This is a genomic window from Streptomyces sp. NBC_00414, assembly GCF_036038375.1.
Lineage (GTDB): Bacteria > Actinomycetota > Actinomycetes > Streptomycetales > Streptomycetaceae > Streptomyces.
This window is the reverse complement of record NZ_CP107935.1, coordinates 4005999-4021325: the sequence shown is the minus strand read 5'-3', so window position 1 is coordinate 4021325 and position 15327 is coordinate 4005999. Positions and strand designations below refer to the sequence as shown.

13 protein-coding genes are annotated in these 15327 nt (G+C 70.3%); 5 read left to right on the top strand and 8 right to left on the bottom strand.

Going from position 1 to position 15327, the window contains the following annotated elements:
* Positions 1 to 143: 143 nt before the first annotated feature.
* From trhA to OHS59_RS17220, 4 genes are all read left to right on the top strand, one after another.
* Positions 144 to 857 carry a PAQR family membrane homeostasis protein TrhA gene (trhA, locus tag OHS59_RS17235; protein ID WP_328494287.1) on the top strand — a complete coding sequence of 238 codons (714 nt, stop codon included), beginning with the start codon at positions 144 to 146 and terminating at the stop codon, positions 855 to 857.
* A 216-nt stretch (positions 858 to 1073) separates the two neighbouring features.
* A complete protein-coding gene (locus tag OHS59_RS17230; protein WP_328494286.1) occupies positions 1074 to 2810 on the top strand; it encodes a DHA2 family efflux MFS transporter permease subunit in 1737 nt (578 codons plus the stop codon).
* Positions 2811 to 2815: 5 nt separating this feature from the next.
* Positions 2816 to 3445 (top strand): TetR/AcrR family transcriptional regulator, encoded by a 630-nt coding sequence (locus OHS59_RS17225; protein WP_443061455.1) that lies wholly within the window; start codon positions 2816 to 2818, stop codon positions 3443 to 3445.
* A 35-nt stretch (positions 3446 to 3480) separates the two neighbouring features.
* Entirely contained in the window at positions 3481 to 4209 is a 729-nt protein-coding gene (locus OHS59_RS17220; protein ID WP_328494284.1) for a Mut7-C RNAse domain-containing protein, read from the top strand.
* Positions 4210 to 4238: 29 nt separating this feature from the next.
* Here OHS59_RS17220 and OHS59_RS17215 read toward each other — a convergent pair whose 3' ends face one another.
* The 6 genes from OHS59_RS17215 to OHS59_RS17190 form a co-directional block, all read right to left on the bottom strand.
* Positions 4239 to 4853, bottom strand: a complete 615-nt coding sequence (locus tag OHS59_RS17215) for a hypothetical protein (RefSeq protein WP_328494283.1) — start codon at positions 4851 to 4853, stop codon at positions 4239 to 4241.
* The gene (locus OHS59_RS17210) at positions 4840 to 6342 is read right to left on the bottom strand and encodes a substrate-binding and vWA domain-containing protein (protein ID WP_328494282.1); all 1503 of its coding nucleotides are present in this window, start codon (positions 6340 to 6342) and stop codon (positions 4840 to 4842) included. Before OHS59_RS17210 ends, OHS59_RS17215 begins: the two co-directional genes overlap by 14 nt.
* Positions 6343 to 6461: 119 nt before the next feature.
* Positions 6462 to 7637 carry a toxic anion resistance protein gene (locus tag OHS59_RS17205; protein ID WP_328494281.1) on the bottom strand — a complete coding sequence of 392 codons (1176 nt, stop codon included), beginning with the start codon at positions 7635 to 7637 and terminating at the stop codon, positions 6462 to 6464.
* Between the two features lie 12 nt (positions 7638 to 7649).
* Positions 7650 to 8726, bottom strand: coding sequence for a hypothetical protein (locus OHS59_RS17200; protein WP_328494280.1), 1077 nt, complete (start codon positions 8724 to 8726; stop codon positions 7650 to 7652).
* Between the two features lie 334 nt (positions 8727 to 9060).
* Positions 9061 to 9483 carry an SCO4983 family protein gene (locus OHS59_RS17195; protein ID WP_328494279.1) on the bottom strand — a complete coding sequence of 141 codons (423 nt, stop codon included), beginning with the start codon at positions 9481 to 9483 and terminating at the stop codon, positions 9061 to 9063.
* A 109-nt stretch (positions 9484 to 9592) separates the two neighbouring features.
* The gene (locus tag OHS59_RS17190) at positions 9593 to 10804 is read right to left on the bottom strand and encodes a pyridoxal phosphate-dependent aminotransferase (protein ID WP_328494278.1); all 1212 of its coding nucleotides are present in this window, start codon (positions 10802 to 10804) and stop codon (positions 9593 to 9595) included.
* Positions 10805 to 11331: 527 nt separating this feature from the next.
* On the opposite strand from OHS59_RS17190, the gene OHS59_RS17185 reads away from it, so the two are divergent.
* Positions 11332 to 12183 carry a S1 family peptidase gene (locus tag OHS59_RS17185; protein WP_328494277.1) on the top strand — a complete coding sequence of 284 codons (852 nt, stop codon included), beginning with the start codon at positions 11332 to 11334 and terminating at the stop codon, positions 12181 to 12183.
* Positions 12184 to 12201: 18 nt separating this feature from the next.
* Here the strand turns inward: OHS59_RS17185 and OHS59_RS17180 are convergent, their stop codons facing one another.
* On the bottom strand, positions 12202 to 13827 hold the full coding sequence (locus tag OHS59_RS17180; protein WP_328494276.1) for an N-acyl-D-amino-acid deacylase family protein: 1626 nt from the start codon (positions 13825 to 13827) through the stop codon (positions 12202 to 12204).
* A 9-nt stretch (positions 13828 to 13836) separates the two neighbouring features.
* Positions 13837 to 15132 carry an amino acid deaminase gene (locus tag OHS59_RS17175; RefSeq protein WP_328494275.1) on the bottom strand — a complete coding sequence of 432 codons (1296 nt, stop codon included), beginning with the start codon at positions 15130 to 15132 and terminating at the stop codon, positions 13837 to 13839.
* Positions 15133 to 15327 lie beyond the last annotated feature (195 nt).

Below are 15327 nucleotides of genomic sequence, written 5' to 3'. Positions count from 1 at the left end.
CCACTTGTTGCCGCACGCGTGAGAAGTGCTCTTCCTGCCCACCTGGCACTTCGGCTCGGCACCCTCGTGAGAGGCTGGCCACTCGGCGTGCTTCCGGCGGTCGGCTGATACGTAACTTACGGTTCCGTAGGTACGATGGATCCATGACTGCGCCCAGCCCCGACGCCTCAGCGGACACGCCGGTAGTCGACCGCGTCGCCGAAGCGCTCTCCCTGCCGCACCCCGTCAAACCGAGACTGCGCGGCTGGCTGCATGCCGGAATGTTCCCGGCGGTCCTCGTCTCCGGCCTGGTGCTGACGGCACTCGCCGGCTCGACCCGTGCCCGAGCGGCCTGCGCGATCTTCGTCCTGACGGCCTGCCTGCTGTTCGGGGTCAGCGCGATCTACCACCGCGGCACCTGGAGCCCGCGCATGGACGGCGTGCTGCGCAGACTCGACCACGCGAACATCTTCCTCATCATCGCGGGCTCGTACACACCGCTGACGATGCTGTTGCTCCCGGAGAGCAAGGGGAAGTGGCTGCTGTGGGGCATCTGGGGCGCGGCGCTCGCGGGCATCGCCTTCCGTGTCTTCTGGATCGGCGCGCCCCGCTGGCTCTACACCCCCTGCTACATCGCGATGGGCTGGGCCGCCGTCTTCTTCCTCCCCGACTTCATGCGGGCCGGAGGCATCGCCGTGCTGGTCCTGGTGATCGTGGGCGGACTTCTCTACAGCGCCGGCGGCGTGATCTACGCACTCAAACGACCCAACCCGTCACCGCGCTGGTTCGGCTTCCACGAGGTCTTCCACTCGCTCACGCTCGCGGCGTTCATCGCGCACTACATCGGCATCTCGATGGTGGCCTACCAGTACGGATAGCCACGGCAGTTCTCCGGCAGGGGCCCCACCGCATCGCGCGGCGGGGCCCCTTTCGCATGCCCGGGCCCCGGGCCCCGGGCCCCGCGCCCCGCCCCGCCAGGGGCGCGGGGAACTGCGCGCCCTCGGCCCTCACGCCCGCAGCCGACGCCCGACCGCACCCTGCATCCCACCTTCACGCATTGACAGCGGCTACCTTTTGAGAGTTACTCTCATTTCATGGTTACTGTCACCAAGCAATCCGTCCCCGCCGCACTGGACCCACGCCGCTGGTGGGCCCTGGGCGCCCTGGTCGCGAGCATGCTCGTCCTCGGCTTCGACATGACGATCCTCAACGTGGCGCTCCCGACGATGGCCGGTCAGCTCGGCGCGAGCACCGGTGAGCAGCAGTGGATGGCGGACGCGTACATCGTCGTGTTCGCGGCGCTGATGCTGCCCGCCGGACTGCTCGGCGACCGGTTCGGGCGCCGCCGCATGCTGATGGCCGGACTCGGCGTCTTCCTCGCCGGTTCGCTGGTCGGCTCCCTCGCCGGCGACGTGACCTGGGTCGTCGTCGCCCGCGCGGTGATGGGCGTGGGCGCCGCGCTGGTGATGCCGCTGTCCATGTCCGTCCTGCCCTCGCTGTTCCCGCCCACCGAGCGCACCAAGGCGGTCGGCATCATCTCGGCCGCGGCCGCGCTCGGCATGCCGCTCGGCCCGATCATCGGGGGCTGGCTGCTCGACCACTTCTGGTGGGGCTCGGTCTTCCTGATCAACATCCCGATGGCCGCGATCGGCATCACCGCCTGCCTCTTCCTCCTCCCGGAGACCCGCGACCCCGCCTCTCCCAAGGTCGACGTGGTCTCCACCGTGTTCACCGCGGCCGGACTGGGCGCCCTCATCTACGCGATCATCGAGGCGCCGACCCGTGGCTGGGGCGACCCCCTCGTGCTCGCCCTGATCGCCGGAGCCGTACTCCTGCTCACCGCGCTGGTCCGGCGCGAACGCCGCTCGGCCCGCCCCATGCTCGACATGTCCCTGCTCACGCACCGCGGCTTCCTGCTCAACTCGGTCGCGGCGACGCTCGTGATGTTCGTCCTGTCCGGCCTGATGTTCGTGCTGCCGCCCTATCTGCAGGCCGTCCTCGGCAACGACGCCTTCGGCACGGGTGTCCGCCTGCTGCCGATGATGGGCGGCCTGATGGTCGCCGCCAGGGCGGCCCAGCCGGTCGTGGAGCGGTTCGGGGCACGGGGCGTGGTGAGCGCCGGACTGGTGGTGCTGGCCTTCGCCGCGTTCCTCGGGAGCCGTACGACGGTCGAGTCCGGGTACGGATTCACCGCGCTGTGGCTGTCGGTCGCGGGCCTCGGCTTCGGCTTCGCGATCGTCCCGGCGATGGACGGGGCCCTCGGCGCCCTGCCCGCGGACCGGGCGGGCAGCGGGTCCGGGCTCCTCATGACGCTGCGCCAGGTCGGCGGGGCGATCGGCATCGCACTGCTCGGCAGTCTGCTGGCCGGAACCTTCCGGGACCGCCTCGATGTGACCGGACTGCCCGAGCGGGCGGCGGACACGGCGGGGGAGTCCGTGGTCGCGGCCCATCTCGTCGCCGACCGCACCGGTGCCGCCGATCTGCTGACCTCCGCGGACACGGCGTACGTCCACGGCATGGGCCTCGTCCTGCTGGTGTGCGGGATCGCCTCGCTCGTCGCGGCGCTGCTGGCGGGAGCGTTCCTGCCGAACGCGGACACGGAACACTCGGACGCGGCGGACCCGGACGCGGGGGACTCGGGTGTCACCGGCCCGGACACGACTGTTCCGGACGCGACCGGCACCGCTCTGGGCGCGACCGGCGCCGTAGCAGCCCTCCAGGACGTCGCCGGTCCGGACATGACCGACTCGGACGTGACCGACTCGGACGTGACCGACTCGGACGTGACCGACCCGGACATGGCACCGGCCCCGGCCGATGGCCGACAATGACCCCCATGACGGCCGCACGTACTCCGACTCCCGCCCCCCACGCCCAGCTGGGACTTCGTGAGCGCAAGAAGATCAAGACGCGCACGGCCATCCGTGACGCGACGTACCGGCTGATCGAGGACCAGGGGTACGACGCGACGACGATCGAGCAGATCGCCGAGCTGGCCGAGGTGTCGCCGTCCACGGTCTTCCGCTACTTCCCGACCAAGGAGGACATCGTCCTCACGGACGAGTTCGACCCGCTCCTGGTGGAGGACCTGCGGGCCCGTCCGGCGGACGAACCGTGGCTCGAATCCCTCAGGCACGTGTTCCGGAAGTCCATCGCCTTCGGCACCTCGGAAGAACCCGAGGTGACCCGGCTGCGGACCCGGCTGATGGTCGAGGTGCCCTCCGTGCGTTCACGGATGATGGAGAGCATGTCCGTCACCGGGCATCTGCTCTGCCAGGTCATCGGCGAACGCACCGGCCGGGCACCCGACAGCTTCGAGGTGCGCGTCTTCGCGATGTCCCTCGTCGGCGGTCTGATGGAGGTGACCCTGTACTGGGCCGAGCACCGGCACGAGGACGACCTCGGTGACCTCGTCGAGCGGGCCCTGAACGTCCTGCAGCACGGGCTCGCTCCGGGGAAACCCTGAGGCCACGGGCCCGGCCCGCATGTCATCCTGACCCGGTGAACGGACCGGAGATCCACGTCGAATTCGCCCCAGGACTACGGGTGTTCGTCCCGCACGGACGCCGGGCGGGGGCCACGCCCGTCGCCACCGACGGCTCGTCCACGCTGGGCCATGTCGTCGAGTCGCTCGGCGTTCCGCTGACCGAGGTCGGCGAACTCGTGGTGAACGGCCGCACGGTGGCCGTCTCGCATCTGCCGGCGGCGGCGGACTCCGTCGAGGTACGAGCGGCAGAGCGCCCCCAGCCGGTCCCGGGCGCCCCTTTGCGTTTCCTGCTCGACGTCCACCTCGGCACGCTGGCGCGCCGACTCCGACTGCTCGGTGTCGACGCCGCCTACGAGTCGCTGGACATCGGCGATCCCGCGCTCGCGGCGAGGTCGGCGGCCGAGCGGCGGGTCCTGCTGAGCCGGGACCGGGGGCTGCTCAGGCGCCGGGAGCTGTGGGCCGGGGCGTTCGTCTACAGCACCCGGCCCGACGAGCAACTACGGGACGTACTGGGCCGGTTCGCGCCCGAACTCCGGCCGTGGAGCCGGTGCACCGCGTGCAACGGACTGTTGGCGGCGGCCTCCAAGGACGAGGTCGCCGAGCAGCTCGAAGGGGGGACGCGACGTTCGTACGACGTGTTCGCGCGGTGCGGGGAGTGCGGGCGGGCGTACTGGCGCGGGGCGCACCATGAGCAGCTGGAGGCGATCGTGGGACGGGCGGTCGCGGAGTTCGGCGCCGGGTGAGCCCCGCCCCTCCTCCGTCGGGCCCTCGGCTACGCCCGGTCCTCCAGATAGCGGGTGTGGGATTCCTGGCGCCGGGCCTCCGTCTCGCGCAGCCCGGCGGCCAGCGCCTCCGCCTCCTCGTGCAGCAACCCCAGCTGCCGTTCGAGATGCCGCTCGGGCGCCTCCGTACCGGGCGCCAACCGCGCCCACCACCGCGTCCGTACGAACGTGTCGACGGCCTCCGGGACATCGGTCCGCACGGCCCGGGACAGCGCGTGCACCCCCTCCGGGTCGCGCGCGAGGATCTCAGCGACCCACCCGGGGTCGAGGAGCGCCGTCAGCAGCTCGGTCAGCTCGGTGAGCCGGCCGGCGGCCGCGGGCGGCAGCTCGACGTCCGCCAGGTAGGCCCGAAGCTTCCCGAAGTCCTCACGGATGCCGTCCAGTTGGGCGGAAGGATCCGGGAAGTCCGGCAAGGGCGGCCGCTCCGGCGGGGCGACCAGCGCACCCGCGCCGTACAGGCCCGCGACGACGACCGGCCAGTACACACCCGCCACTCCCGCGAAGGTCAGCCCGAGACCGGCGATCCCGCAGGCGCTCCCGGTGAGGTTCTTTCGGGACTCCAGGTAGCCGAGAAACCTGTTGGCGGGAGACTTATTGGTAGCCACGGATCTCCTCGAAGGCGCCGTCGAGCGAGCCCTTCCGGGCGTCGAAGAGACGGCCGCCGGTCAGGTCGGCGATGTGTTCCAGCTCGCCGCGGTCGGAGTCGCCGAAGAGGATCGGGAAGACGGGGATCCGCCGCTCGTCCCCGGACAGCCGGCCGTAGAACCCGTCGAACTCCGCCGGGCCGGCGCCCTCCGTGTTCTCGCCGTCCGTCATCAGCACGACCGACGTGAACGTGTCGTCGTCGGCCCCCAGATGCTCGTACGCCTTCTGCAGCGACGTGTAGATCGCCGTGTCGCCCTCCGCGGTGAGCGCCTCGGTGTCACGCCGGATCGCGTCGAGCCCCGAACGCGGGTCCCCGGGCCGCACCACATGCGTGCGTACGCTCTTGACGGCCGAGCCGAACGGCATGAGCGTCACCTCCTCGCGTTCGCGGAAGTCGCCGGTGAGGTCGGTGAGCGCCTTCTTCAGCCGGCCGAGCCGCCCGTCCTCACGCATCGAGCCCGAGGTGTCGAGCACGTACACGGTCCGGGAGGGGCGGCGCAGCTTGTTCTCGTAGGAGTCGAGGAGCCCGTCGGCGACGGAACGGCCGCCCGGGAACGGCAGTTCGCGCCGCCGGGAACTGTCGAGCCCCGCCGCGAGCGGCACGGAGGGCACGACGGGCCGGCGCAGCGTCCGGTCGGTGATCAGCCGCTGGGTCGCCGGGGTACGCAGGGCCTCGGTGAGCCGGCGGACGTCGTCACGGACCTCCTGACTGGTGGACGCGAGCGAGGACAGCGGATAGTCGGCGGTGACGACGCCGTCGCGCGGGCGGATCACCGTCAGGTCCTTCCTCGACTTCAGCACCGACTCGTAGTTGAGCAGCGCGTCGACGTCACCGCGCCGGTCGTACGCCTGGGCCAGCCAGCCCGAGGACCCGGACGTCAGCTTCTGCCCCTTGAAGAACTCCGTCAGCCGGGGCGTCGCCTCCTCCACATCCGCGTCCGTCAGCGCCGACTGGGCGTCGGAGAGACCCGAGGCCACCGATATGAGGGTGGAGAAACCCGAGTTGGAGCGGGACGGGTCGGTCATGCCGTAGGTCAGCCCGTCGTCGCGCACCGCCTTCTCGATGTCGGCCCAGGTGACGTCCTGCGGCTTCCAGCCGAGCTTCCGTACGGTGGCGTTCTTCACCCCGATGGCCAGCGGGCTGGACATCACCGGGGTCTGGGACACGACCTGCTTCGCTGCGGCGGGAGTGAGACGCAGGTAGTCGTTGGAGGACAGCCAGATCGCGTCGTACACGCCCTTCGCCCTGCCCTTCGCCAGGAGGTCGACCGCGTCGAGTGTGCCCATGTAGGTGGGCCGGACCGTGATGCCGGTGTCCTTGTGGACCTGGTCCAGGACGCTCTTCATGTCGACGAGTTCGCTGGAGGCGAGTACGCGGAGGGTGCCGGGTTCCGGCTCGTTGTTCGAAGCGCTCGGCTCTTCCACGGCCGACGTGCATCCGGCTGTCACCAATGCCAACGCGATGGCGGCTGCGGCCAGGCGGGTGGTCCGTGCCCACCCTCCCCCACGCTCGGCTCCGCTCGTGCGGGGGCCCCATCGCCCTGCGGAACGCCTGCCCACAGTCGGGTTCACCCAAGCCCCCCTTCCAAGGCGCCCTGGGAGCGGCTGCGTTCCAAGTACGTCGTGGCGTGCTGGAGTTCCGCGGTCAGGGACTCCACCGTCGCGGCCATCGTTTCCGTGGCCTGGGCCTTGTACGTGTCGATGGTGTCGAGGGTCTGGTAGATCTGCTGGAAGGCCGAGCGGAGGGTCTCCGCCCCCACGGCGGGGTCGGCCGCGATGCGCTGGATCTCGCCGCTCTGGGTGGCGAGCATCTCCGCGTTGCCGCGGATGAGGTCCTCCGTCGTGCCGCGCAGCGCGTTGACCTGCTCGACGACCTTGCGCTGGGTGTCCAGGGCGGAGGCGAGCATGACCGAGATGCGCAGCGCGGAGACCGTGGTGGTGGCCGCTCGGTCGACGCCCTTGATCAGCTCCTCGTTGTTGCGGCGGACCACGTCCATGGCCAGATAGCCCTGGGCGCACACCGCGAGCTGGGTGAGCAGGTCCTGGTGCTTCTGCCGTACGGGGAAGAGAACGTCGGCGCGCAGGGTGTCCGCCTGCGCGGGATCCAGCGCCTCCACCCCACCGATGTGGCCCTCGACGGCCGCGTCCAGGGCCTCGGTCAGGACGACGTACTCCTGGAGTTTGCCCATCGAGTCCCACAGACGGACACGCTCGGTCTGCAGGGCCGCGTTGTCGCGCCGCAGTTCGTCCTGGCCGCCGCGCAGCGAGCCCACGATCTTGTTCAACGTGCCCTGCGCGGAGGCGTACTTGGCCACATGGTCACGGAGTTTGTTGCCGCCCGGCAGCCGGGACAGCAGCTTGCGTGCCCTGCCGCCGGGCAGCTCGCGCGGGTCCAGATCCTGCACGGTGCGCCGGAGTTCGACGAGCGAGGACGAGACGCGCGACTGGGCGTCCTCGCCGTTCGCGGGAAGGGCGCGGACCGTACGCTCCAGCATGCGGTTCGACTGGGCGGCGGCCCCGCGCATCTCGCCCGAGCCGAGTGCGACGATCTCGCCGATCTTCCCGGCGAACTGGGGGGAGCGGGCGTCGAGCGCGGCGAGCCCGTCGACGTACTCGGCGGCCTTGCGCGCCATGTCCGTACGTACGGAATCGTCGACCGGCACGAGCCCGCCGGCCTTCTCCTTCGGCACGGCCGCGACGGCCTCCGGAGGAGTGAGAGTGAAGGTGTCCTCGGTGTTGCCCACTTGCTGTTCCCCCTAGTCCCGGGCCCGGCGCGCCATCTCGTGCAGCACCTTGGAGGCGGGCACGGGCACCTGCCGGACACCGGTCAGCTTCTGGTTGAGATACGTGGTGTGGGCGTCGGTGGCCGCCGTGAACTCGACGGCCGCGCCCTGGGGCCTGAACCCGTGCCGCACCGCGAGCCTGCGCAACTCCTCGTCGGTCCCCAGCAGTTCACCGAGGGCGCGGCCCTCCGCCGTGAGGGGGACCACTGTGTGATCGCTGTTGGCGGTGGTGTCCGGGTAGAGAACGACCAGGTCGTCGGCACCCTGGCCTTCGGCGAGGAGCGCGGCGACCTGGGACTCGTACACGAGGACCAGCGGGTTTCCGACGCCGCTGACGAAGTCCCGGAAGGCCGCGTCCGTGCTGGTCTGCTGCGACCCCTGGACGCTGATCAGTTTGCGCATCAGGGGCGCTGTACGGTCGACGGCCGCGGCGCCGTCGGCGACCCGGCCGCCATCCGCGACGTAGGAGGCGGCGGCGAGATACAGGGCGCCCGAGTTCGAACTGGTCGGGTCGGTGGTGGAGATGAACAGCGTGCCGCTCAACTCACCATGCTTTCCGGCCCCTTTGAGCTGCTGCCAGGTCCGGTCGCCCCCGGCGGCCTTGAGATAGGCGCCCATCTTGAGGGTGCCGTTGCCCTTCCCGCCCAGCGTCGCGAGGCCGTTGTCCGCCAGTACTCCGGCGGCGCTGCGGTGCGCCACGACCACGAGCGGCGAGTAGAAGGGGCGCGGCAGGGGCTGCCGTACGTGGTACTTCGAGGCCAGTTCCCCGGCGGGCGCCTGACTGGAGGGGAACGTGAAGTCGTACCCCTTGAGGTCGAGTCCCTCCATGGCCCAGGACCCGGAGGTCTCCGTCTCCACGGTGTAGCCCCTGGCAGCCAGGGCCTTCACCACATCAGGGTCGGCGAAGAACTCCGCCTTCTCCGACCCGATCACTCCTCGCACGGTCTTCGTTGCCGTGCTGCTGTCCTGCTCTTCGCGGCCCGCTACGACGGCTGCTGCCACTCCGCCGATCAGGAATACCGCCAGGACGATGGCGATGATTCGTCTCACACCCGGAGCCTGCTCCCGGAACCCGACGTTCCTCGCTGCTTCGGATGAACAGGGGGTGACCACCCCATCCCAGTACGCAACCGGAACGCCGGCGTCCTATCAGGCCAGGGGTGCCCCGGTGGGGGCGGGGGAACGGCGCGACAGGCCCTCACCGACCCGCTCGGGAAGAACAGCCGGACGCACCCGGAAGAAGAGGCCGCGCTCAAGAACGAAAGGACCCCACCCCTCAAGGGTGCGGCCCTTCCGACATGCGTGGCACCCGGCCCGCACGTCGCTGCGGGTGCGCGCGGACCGGGGCCGACAGGGGAAGCCCGAGGGCTTCGAAGCCCTCGGCTCAGAGGGCGGTGAGGGCTGACGCCGGCGCCGCCAAGGCCGCCGCGTGCACATCCATGCGCTCGGCGGCCAGGATCGCGCCCGCGGTGTCCGCCCGGGACGCCGCGACGACGAGAGCGCGCCCCGCAAGGGCGTGCGCCCGCTGATGCAGAGCGGCGGGCAGCGGCCCGCGACCGGTGGCGGCGACCGCCGCGCGGGCCGGCGCAAGCCCGCCGCGCAGCCGGGTCACCTGCTCGGCCAGCCGCTGCGCGGCGACATCGAGCTCGGCAGACGGTTCGAGGCCACGGAGCTCGTCCGTGACCGCGAGCAGGGCCGCCAGATGACCGGCGAGCTGGATGTCCAGCTCCTCCTCGCGCGACCGGTGGGGGAAGTCGGCGGTGCCGGCCATCGTGTGGACCGACTTGGTGCGGATCGGTTCGTACATGGGAGATGGCCTCCTGTGCTCTGACAGGAAGCCATCCTAGCTTAGATTTCGTCTAAAGTTGAGCGGACTCCGAAAGTGGGACCGGGTGACCACGCAGGGTGACCGGGTGTCAGTTCTGGGCGTACTTCTCCAGGAAGTTCCCGATCCGTGTCACCGCGTCCGTCAGGTCCCTTGTCGTGGGCAGGGTGACGACCCGGAAGTGGTCCTGTTCCGGCCAGTTGAAGCCCGTCCCCTGCACCACCATGATCTTCTCGGTGCGCAGCAGGTCCAGCACCATCCGCCGGTCGTCCTTGATCTTGAAGACCTTCGGGTCGAGGCGCGGGAAGAGGTAGAGCGCGCCCTTGGGCTTCACGCAGGTCACGCCCGGGATGTCGGTCAGCAGCTTGTGCGCCACGTCCCGCTGCTCGCGCAGCCGCCCGCCGGGCAGCACGAGATCGTTGATGGTCTGCCGGCCGCTGAGGGCGGCGACGACACCGTGCTGACCGGGCATGTTCGCGCAGAGCCGCATATTGGCGAGGATCGTCAGCCCCTCGATGTACGAGTCGGCGTGCGCCCGCGGCCCGGAGATCGCCATCCATCCCACCCGGTACCCGGCCACGCGGTACGCCTTCGACATCCCGTTGAAGGTGAGGGTGAGCAGGTCGGGGGCGACCTTGGCGGTGGGGGTGTGCACGGCCTCGTCGTACAGGATCTTGTCGTAGATCTCGTCCGAGCAGACCAGCAGGTTGTGGCGGCGGGCGATGTCGGTGAGCCCCCGCAGCATCGCCTCGTCGTACACGGCACCCGTCGGGTTGTTCGGGTTGATGATCACGATCGCCTTGGTGCGGTCGGTGACCTTCCGCTCCACGTCGGCGAGATCGGGCATCCAGGCGGACTGCTCGTCGCAGCGGTAGTGCACGGCGGTGCCGCCGGAGAGGGAGACGGCGGCTGTCCACAGGGGGTAGTCCGGCGCCGGTACGAGGACCTCGTCGCCGTCGTCCAGCAGGCCCTGCATCGCCATCACGATCAGCTCGGACACGCCGTTGCCGATGAAGACGTGCTCGACGTCCGTCTCTATGCCCAGCGTCTGGTTGTGCATGACCACGGCGCGGCGTGCCGCGAGCAGGCCCTTCGCGTCTCCGTAGCCGTGCGCCGACGAGACGTTGCGGAGGATGTCCTCCAGGATCTCCGGCGGGCACTCGAAGCCGAAGGCTGCCGGGTTTCCGGTGTTCAGCTTGAGGATGCGATGGCCGGCCGCTTCCAGCCGCATCGCCTCCTCAAGCACCGGGCCCCGGATCTCGTAACAGACGTTGGCGAGCTTGGTCGACTGGATCACCTGCATGTCCGTGAGCTTACGGGCGGGTAATGGATGTCGCGGCGTGTTTTCCACCACGTGGCCCCTCCGGGGGGTGCGGGTGTTTGGCTCGGCCTGGGTGGGGTGCGGCTGGTCGCGCAGTTCCCCGCGCCCCTGGGGGGTGGGGTGGTCGTCGGTGTGTGGGTGCGGGTTCGTTGTTGCTGGTCGCGCAGTTCCCCGCGCCCCTAGGGGGGTCTGGGGCGGACGCCGACGCGTGGCTGCGGGTCGGTCGGGGCTGGTCGCGCAGTTCCTCGCGCCCCTAGGGGGGTGGGGTGGCCGTCGGTGTGTCGGTGCCGGTCGGTCGTTGCTGGTCGCGCAGTTCCCCGCGCCCCTTAAAGGGCCGCCCGCGCCCTTGAGTGGGCCATCCGTGCGAGCCCTGCTTTCTTGCTGGGGCTTCCGGCGGCTGGAAATGGGTCCTTGTTCGTCGGAATCTGTTCGCCTCAGAATGCGCATGACAAAAACGGGAAGTGGCCGGAAGATCTCCGGCCGCTCACGTCACACGAGGGGACCCCCACATGAAAAAGCCTCTCCTTGCCGCGCTCGGCGCCCTGATGATCACAGGGACGGGCCTGGCAGCACCGGCGGTGGCCGCCACGGAGACCTCGACCGACACCAAGGCGCCCGCGGCCGTCCAGGCCGTCAACTTCGCCGGCACCGTCTCGCTCAGCAACTGCTCCGGCTCCGTCGTGCGCTTCCCGGACTCGGAGGCCGACGACCCGGCGCTGGTGATGTCCAACGGCCACTGCCTGGAGACCGGATTCCCCGCGGCCGGCGAGGTCATCGTCGACCGGGCCTCCAGCCGCACCTTCGGTCTGCTGAACTCCGCCGGCACCCGCGTCGCCACCCTGCGGGCCGGCAAGATCGCGTACGCCACGATGACCGACACGGACGTCTCGCTCTACCAGCTCACCACCACGTACGGGCAGATCACCAGCTCGTACGGCATCAGCCCGCTGACGCTCAACGACACGCACCCGGTGGCCGGCACCGCCATCACGGTCGTCTCCGGCTACTGGAAGCGCACGTACGCCTGCAACATCGACGGCTTCGCCTACCGCCTCAAGGAGGGCGACTGGACCTGGAAGGACTCGGTCCGCTACACCTCCGCCTGCCAGACCATCGGCGGTACCTCGGGCTCGCCCGTGGTCGACAACGCCACCGGCAACGTCGTCGCCGTCAACAACACCGGCAACGAGGACGGCGGGCGCTGCACCGAGAACAACCCGTGCGAGGTGGACGAGAACGGCACGGTCACCGTCCGCGCGGGCATCAACTACGGGCAGGAGACCTACCAGATACCCGCCTGCTTCGGCGTCGACAGCAAGCTCGACCTGAACGCCGCCGGGTGCACCCTGCCCAAGCCGTAACAGCCGGTCGGCGGGCGGTCAGCGAGGAGTCCGGCGGACCGCCCGTCCCGCCAGCACATCCGTGCGCCGCCCGTCCTCGATGACAAAGCGCCCGTCGATCAGGACATGCGGGATGCCGACCGGCAGCGCACGCGGCACGTCGAAGGTCGACCCCGCGGCCACGGTCTCCGGGTCGAAGAGAACCAGGTCGGCGCGGTAGCCCTCCCGTACAAGACCACGGTCGGGCAGCCGCAGCCGAGCCGCGGGCCGCGACGTCAGATGAGCGACACACTCCTCCAGGCTCAGCACACCCAACTCCCGCACATAGCGGCCGAGATACTGCGGGAACGTGCCGTACGCCCGCGGATGCGGCTTGTCACCGCGCAGGATGCCGTCCGAGCCACCGGTGTGAACGCGGTGCCGCATGATCGTCTGCACGTTGTCCTCGTGCCCCACGTGCTGCAGGATCGTCGACCCGAGACCGTCGTCGAGCAACAACCGGCGGGCGGTCGTCCACGGCGCCTCACCGCGCGCGTCCGCGGAGTCCTGAACCGTCAGGCCCACATAGGACGCGAGCGCCGGATCGGCGACACCCGAGATCTCGATGGTGTCCCATTCAATGGGCACGCCATGACACCCATCGGACCCCACCACCTCCATGTGATGCCGGATCCGCTCGGCGGTCTCCGCATCCCCCAGCCGGGCAAGGATCGCCTCAGGGCCACCCTCGCTGGCCCAACTGGGCAGCATGGCCACGAGAGTCGTACACCCCGGCGTGTACGGATACGTGTCGAGCGTGATGTCCGCCCCACCCCCCAGCGCCTCGTCCAACAGCTCCAGCAGCTCAGCGCCCTTGCCCTTGTTCACGCCGAAGTTCATGGTGGCGTGGGCGAGATGGAGCGGGCAGCCCGCCTCACGCGTCAGCTCCACCATCTCCCGGTACGCGTCGAGCGCGCCGGCGCCGTACGAGCGGTGATGCGGGCAGTAGTAGCCGCCGTACTCCGCCACCACCCGGCACAGCTCGGTCAGTTCGGTGTCCTTGGCGTACATGCCGGGGGTGTACGTGAGCCCCGAGGACATGCCGACCGCGCCCTCACGCATGCCGTCGGCGACCAGCTGCCGCATCCGGTCCAGTTCCCGCGGGGTGGCCGCACGGTCGTCCCAGCCGACGGCGAGCATCCGCACGGCGCCCTGCGGGATGAGATAGGCGGCGTTGACGGCGATGCCCTCACCATCGAACCCGTGGTCCAGCCGGTCGAGGTACTCGCCCACCGACCGCCAGCTGAAGTCGATGTCGTCACCGTTGCCGTTCCAGCCGGTGATCGCGCGGCGCACCTCGGCGAGCGTGCGGTCGTCGACGGGCGCGTACGACAGCCCGTCCTGCCCGATGACCTCAAGCGTGACGCCCTGCGCGACCTTCGCACTGTGGTCCGGGTCCCGCAGCAGAGCGAGATCACTGTGGGCGTGCATGTCGATGAAGCCGGGGGAGAGGACGAGTCCCTCGGCGTCCACCACGCGACGGGCGACGGGCCGAAGACACCCGGCGGCAGCCGCCTCCTGGACCACGCTGGTGATCCTGCCGCCCTCGATGCCCACGTCGGCCCGGTAGGAGGGGCCTCCGCTGCCGTCGACGACGTCCGCGTCACGGATGACGACATCCATCATGGCGGGCTCCTAGAAGTAGGTGCGGATGTAGTCGACGACGGAGCCGTCCTGCTCCACCACGGGGATCAGCTGCCACTTGTCGAACGAGGTGCAGGGATGCGAGAGCCCCATCCCCACCCAGTCGCCGACCTGAAGCTCGGCTCCCTCGCCCGTACGGATCCAGGCGTGCTGGTCGGACAGGGAGGTGACGCCGATGCCGTCCGCCGGCCGCTCGCCGTTCTCCCCCCGCACCACCTGCACCTCGGGCAGATCAAGGTCGTACGCCGCGTCGCGCTTGCCCGCGTTGGCGAAGGCCTGCTCGGGGGAGGGCCGTGAGACGATCTGCGCCCAGAGCCGGAAGGCAGGATGCAGGGCGCCCTCCTCAGGAATCCGTACGAAGGGCGTCACCTCCCGGTAGTGCCCGTCGTCGTGCGAGACGTACGCCCCGGAACGCAGCAGCTTCAGCACGGGCAGTGACAGCTCGGGCAGTTCGGCGAAGACATCGGCCACCGCGTCGAACCAGGCGCTGCCGCCCGCGCTCACCACGATCTCGTCCAGCCCCGACGCGGCGAACCGCCCCGCCTTGTCGAAGTCCACGGCCAGGGCGGTCAGCCGCCGCAGCCACGCCCGCACGCGCTCCGGGTCGGCGTCCGGCACCTCGCCCTCGTACCCAGCGACCCCCACCAGCCGAAGCGTGTCCACACCGGCGACCGCGTCGGCGACCGCCGCGCACGAGGCCTCGGTCCGCACACCGGTCCGGGCCCCTTCACCGGCGGCCAGCTCAACGACGACGTCAACCGGACGGGAGGCCCCCCGCAGCGCGGCATCCATCAACTCCACTCCACGCACGGAGTCGACGTAACACACGAACCGGAACCCGGGGTCGGCGGCGAGCTGTGCGGAGATCCAGGCAAGCGCGGCCGGATCCACGAGTTCGTTGGCCAGGAAGATGTGCTGCACGCCGAAGGCCCGGGCGACCCGCACCTGGTGCGGCACGGCGAGAGTGATGCCCCAGGCGCCGTGCTCGATCTGGCGCCGAAAAAGCTGGGGAGCCATAGAGGTCTTGCCGTGCGGGGCGAAGACGAGCCCATGCCGCTCCGCGTACGTCTCCATGAGCCGCAGATTGTGCTCGAGGCGCTCGGCGGAGAGGGCGAGCAGCGGCGTGGTGAACCCACCACTGAAGAGATTGCGGCGCTGGGCGGCCAGCTCACCGACGGTCAGCCCCTCGGCGTCGGGCGGAAGGCCCTTGAACCGGTGGTCGACACGCTCGTCGGCAAGCGCGGCAAGACGTTCCACACCGTTGGCAGAGGCGGAGTCGGCGGCCATAAAGCCTCCCTCATAGAGGCCATTGCATTCTCCGCAACGGCCATTGCGTATCGCGCTTACTGCTGTCTAACATCTCGGCCAACGCCGGGTCAACGGAGCCGCCCAGACCCACGGCAGTGACGAGGAGCCCCAGCCATCGTGACCCGCACCGGACCGCCCGAACACGACGACACCCAGCGACCCCCGGCCGCCGCG

Coding starts and splice junctions, on each gene's coding strand:
- trhA (WP_328494287.1), top strand. CDS start 144: ATGACTGCGCCCAGCCCCGACGCCTCAGCGGACACGCCGGTAGTCGAC.
- OHS59_RS17230 (WP_328494286.1), top strand. CDS start 1,074: ATGGTTACTGTCACCAAGCAATCCGTCCCCGCCGCACTGGACCCACGC.
- OHS59_RS17225 (WP_443061455.1), top strand. CDS start 2,816: ATGACGGCCGCACGTACTCCGACTCCCGCCCCCCACGCCCAGCTGGGA.
- OHS59_RS17195 (WP_328494279.1), bottom strand. CDS start 9,483: ATGTACGAACCGATCCGCACCAAGTCGGTCCACACGATGGCCGGCACC.
- OHS59_RS17190 (WP_328494278.1), bottom strand. CDS start 10,804: ATGCAGGTGATCCAGTCGACCAAGCTCGCCAACGTCTGTTACGAGATC.
- OHS59_RS17185 (WP_328494277.1), top strand. CDS start 11,332: ATGAAAAAGCCTCTCCTTGCCGCGCTCGGCGCCCTGATGATCACAGGG.
- OHS59_RS17180 (WP_328494276.1), bottom strand. CDS start 13,827: ATGATGGATGTCGTCATCCGTGACGCGGACGTCGTCGACGGCAGCGGA.
- OHS59_RS17175 (WP_328494275.1), bottom strand. CDS start 15,132: ATGGCCGCCGACTCCGCCTCTGCCAACGGTGTGGAACGTCTTGCCGCG.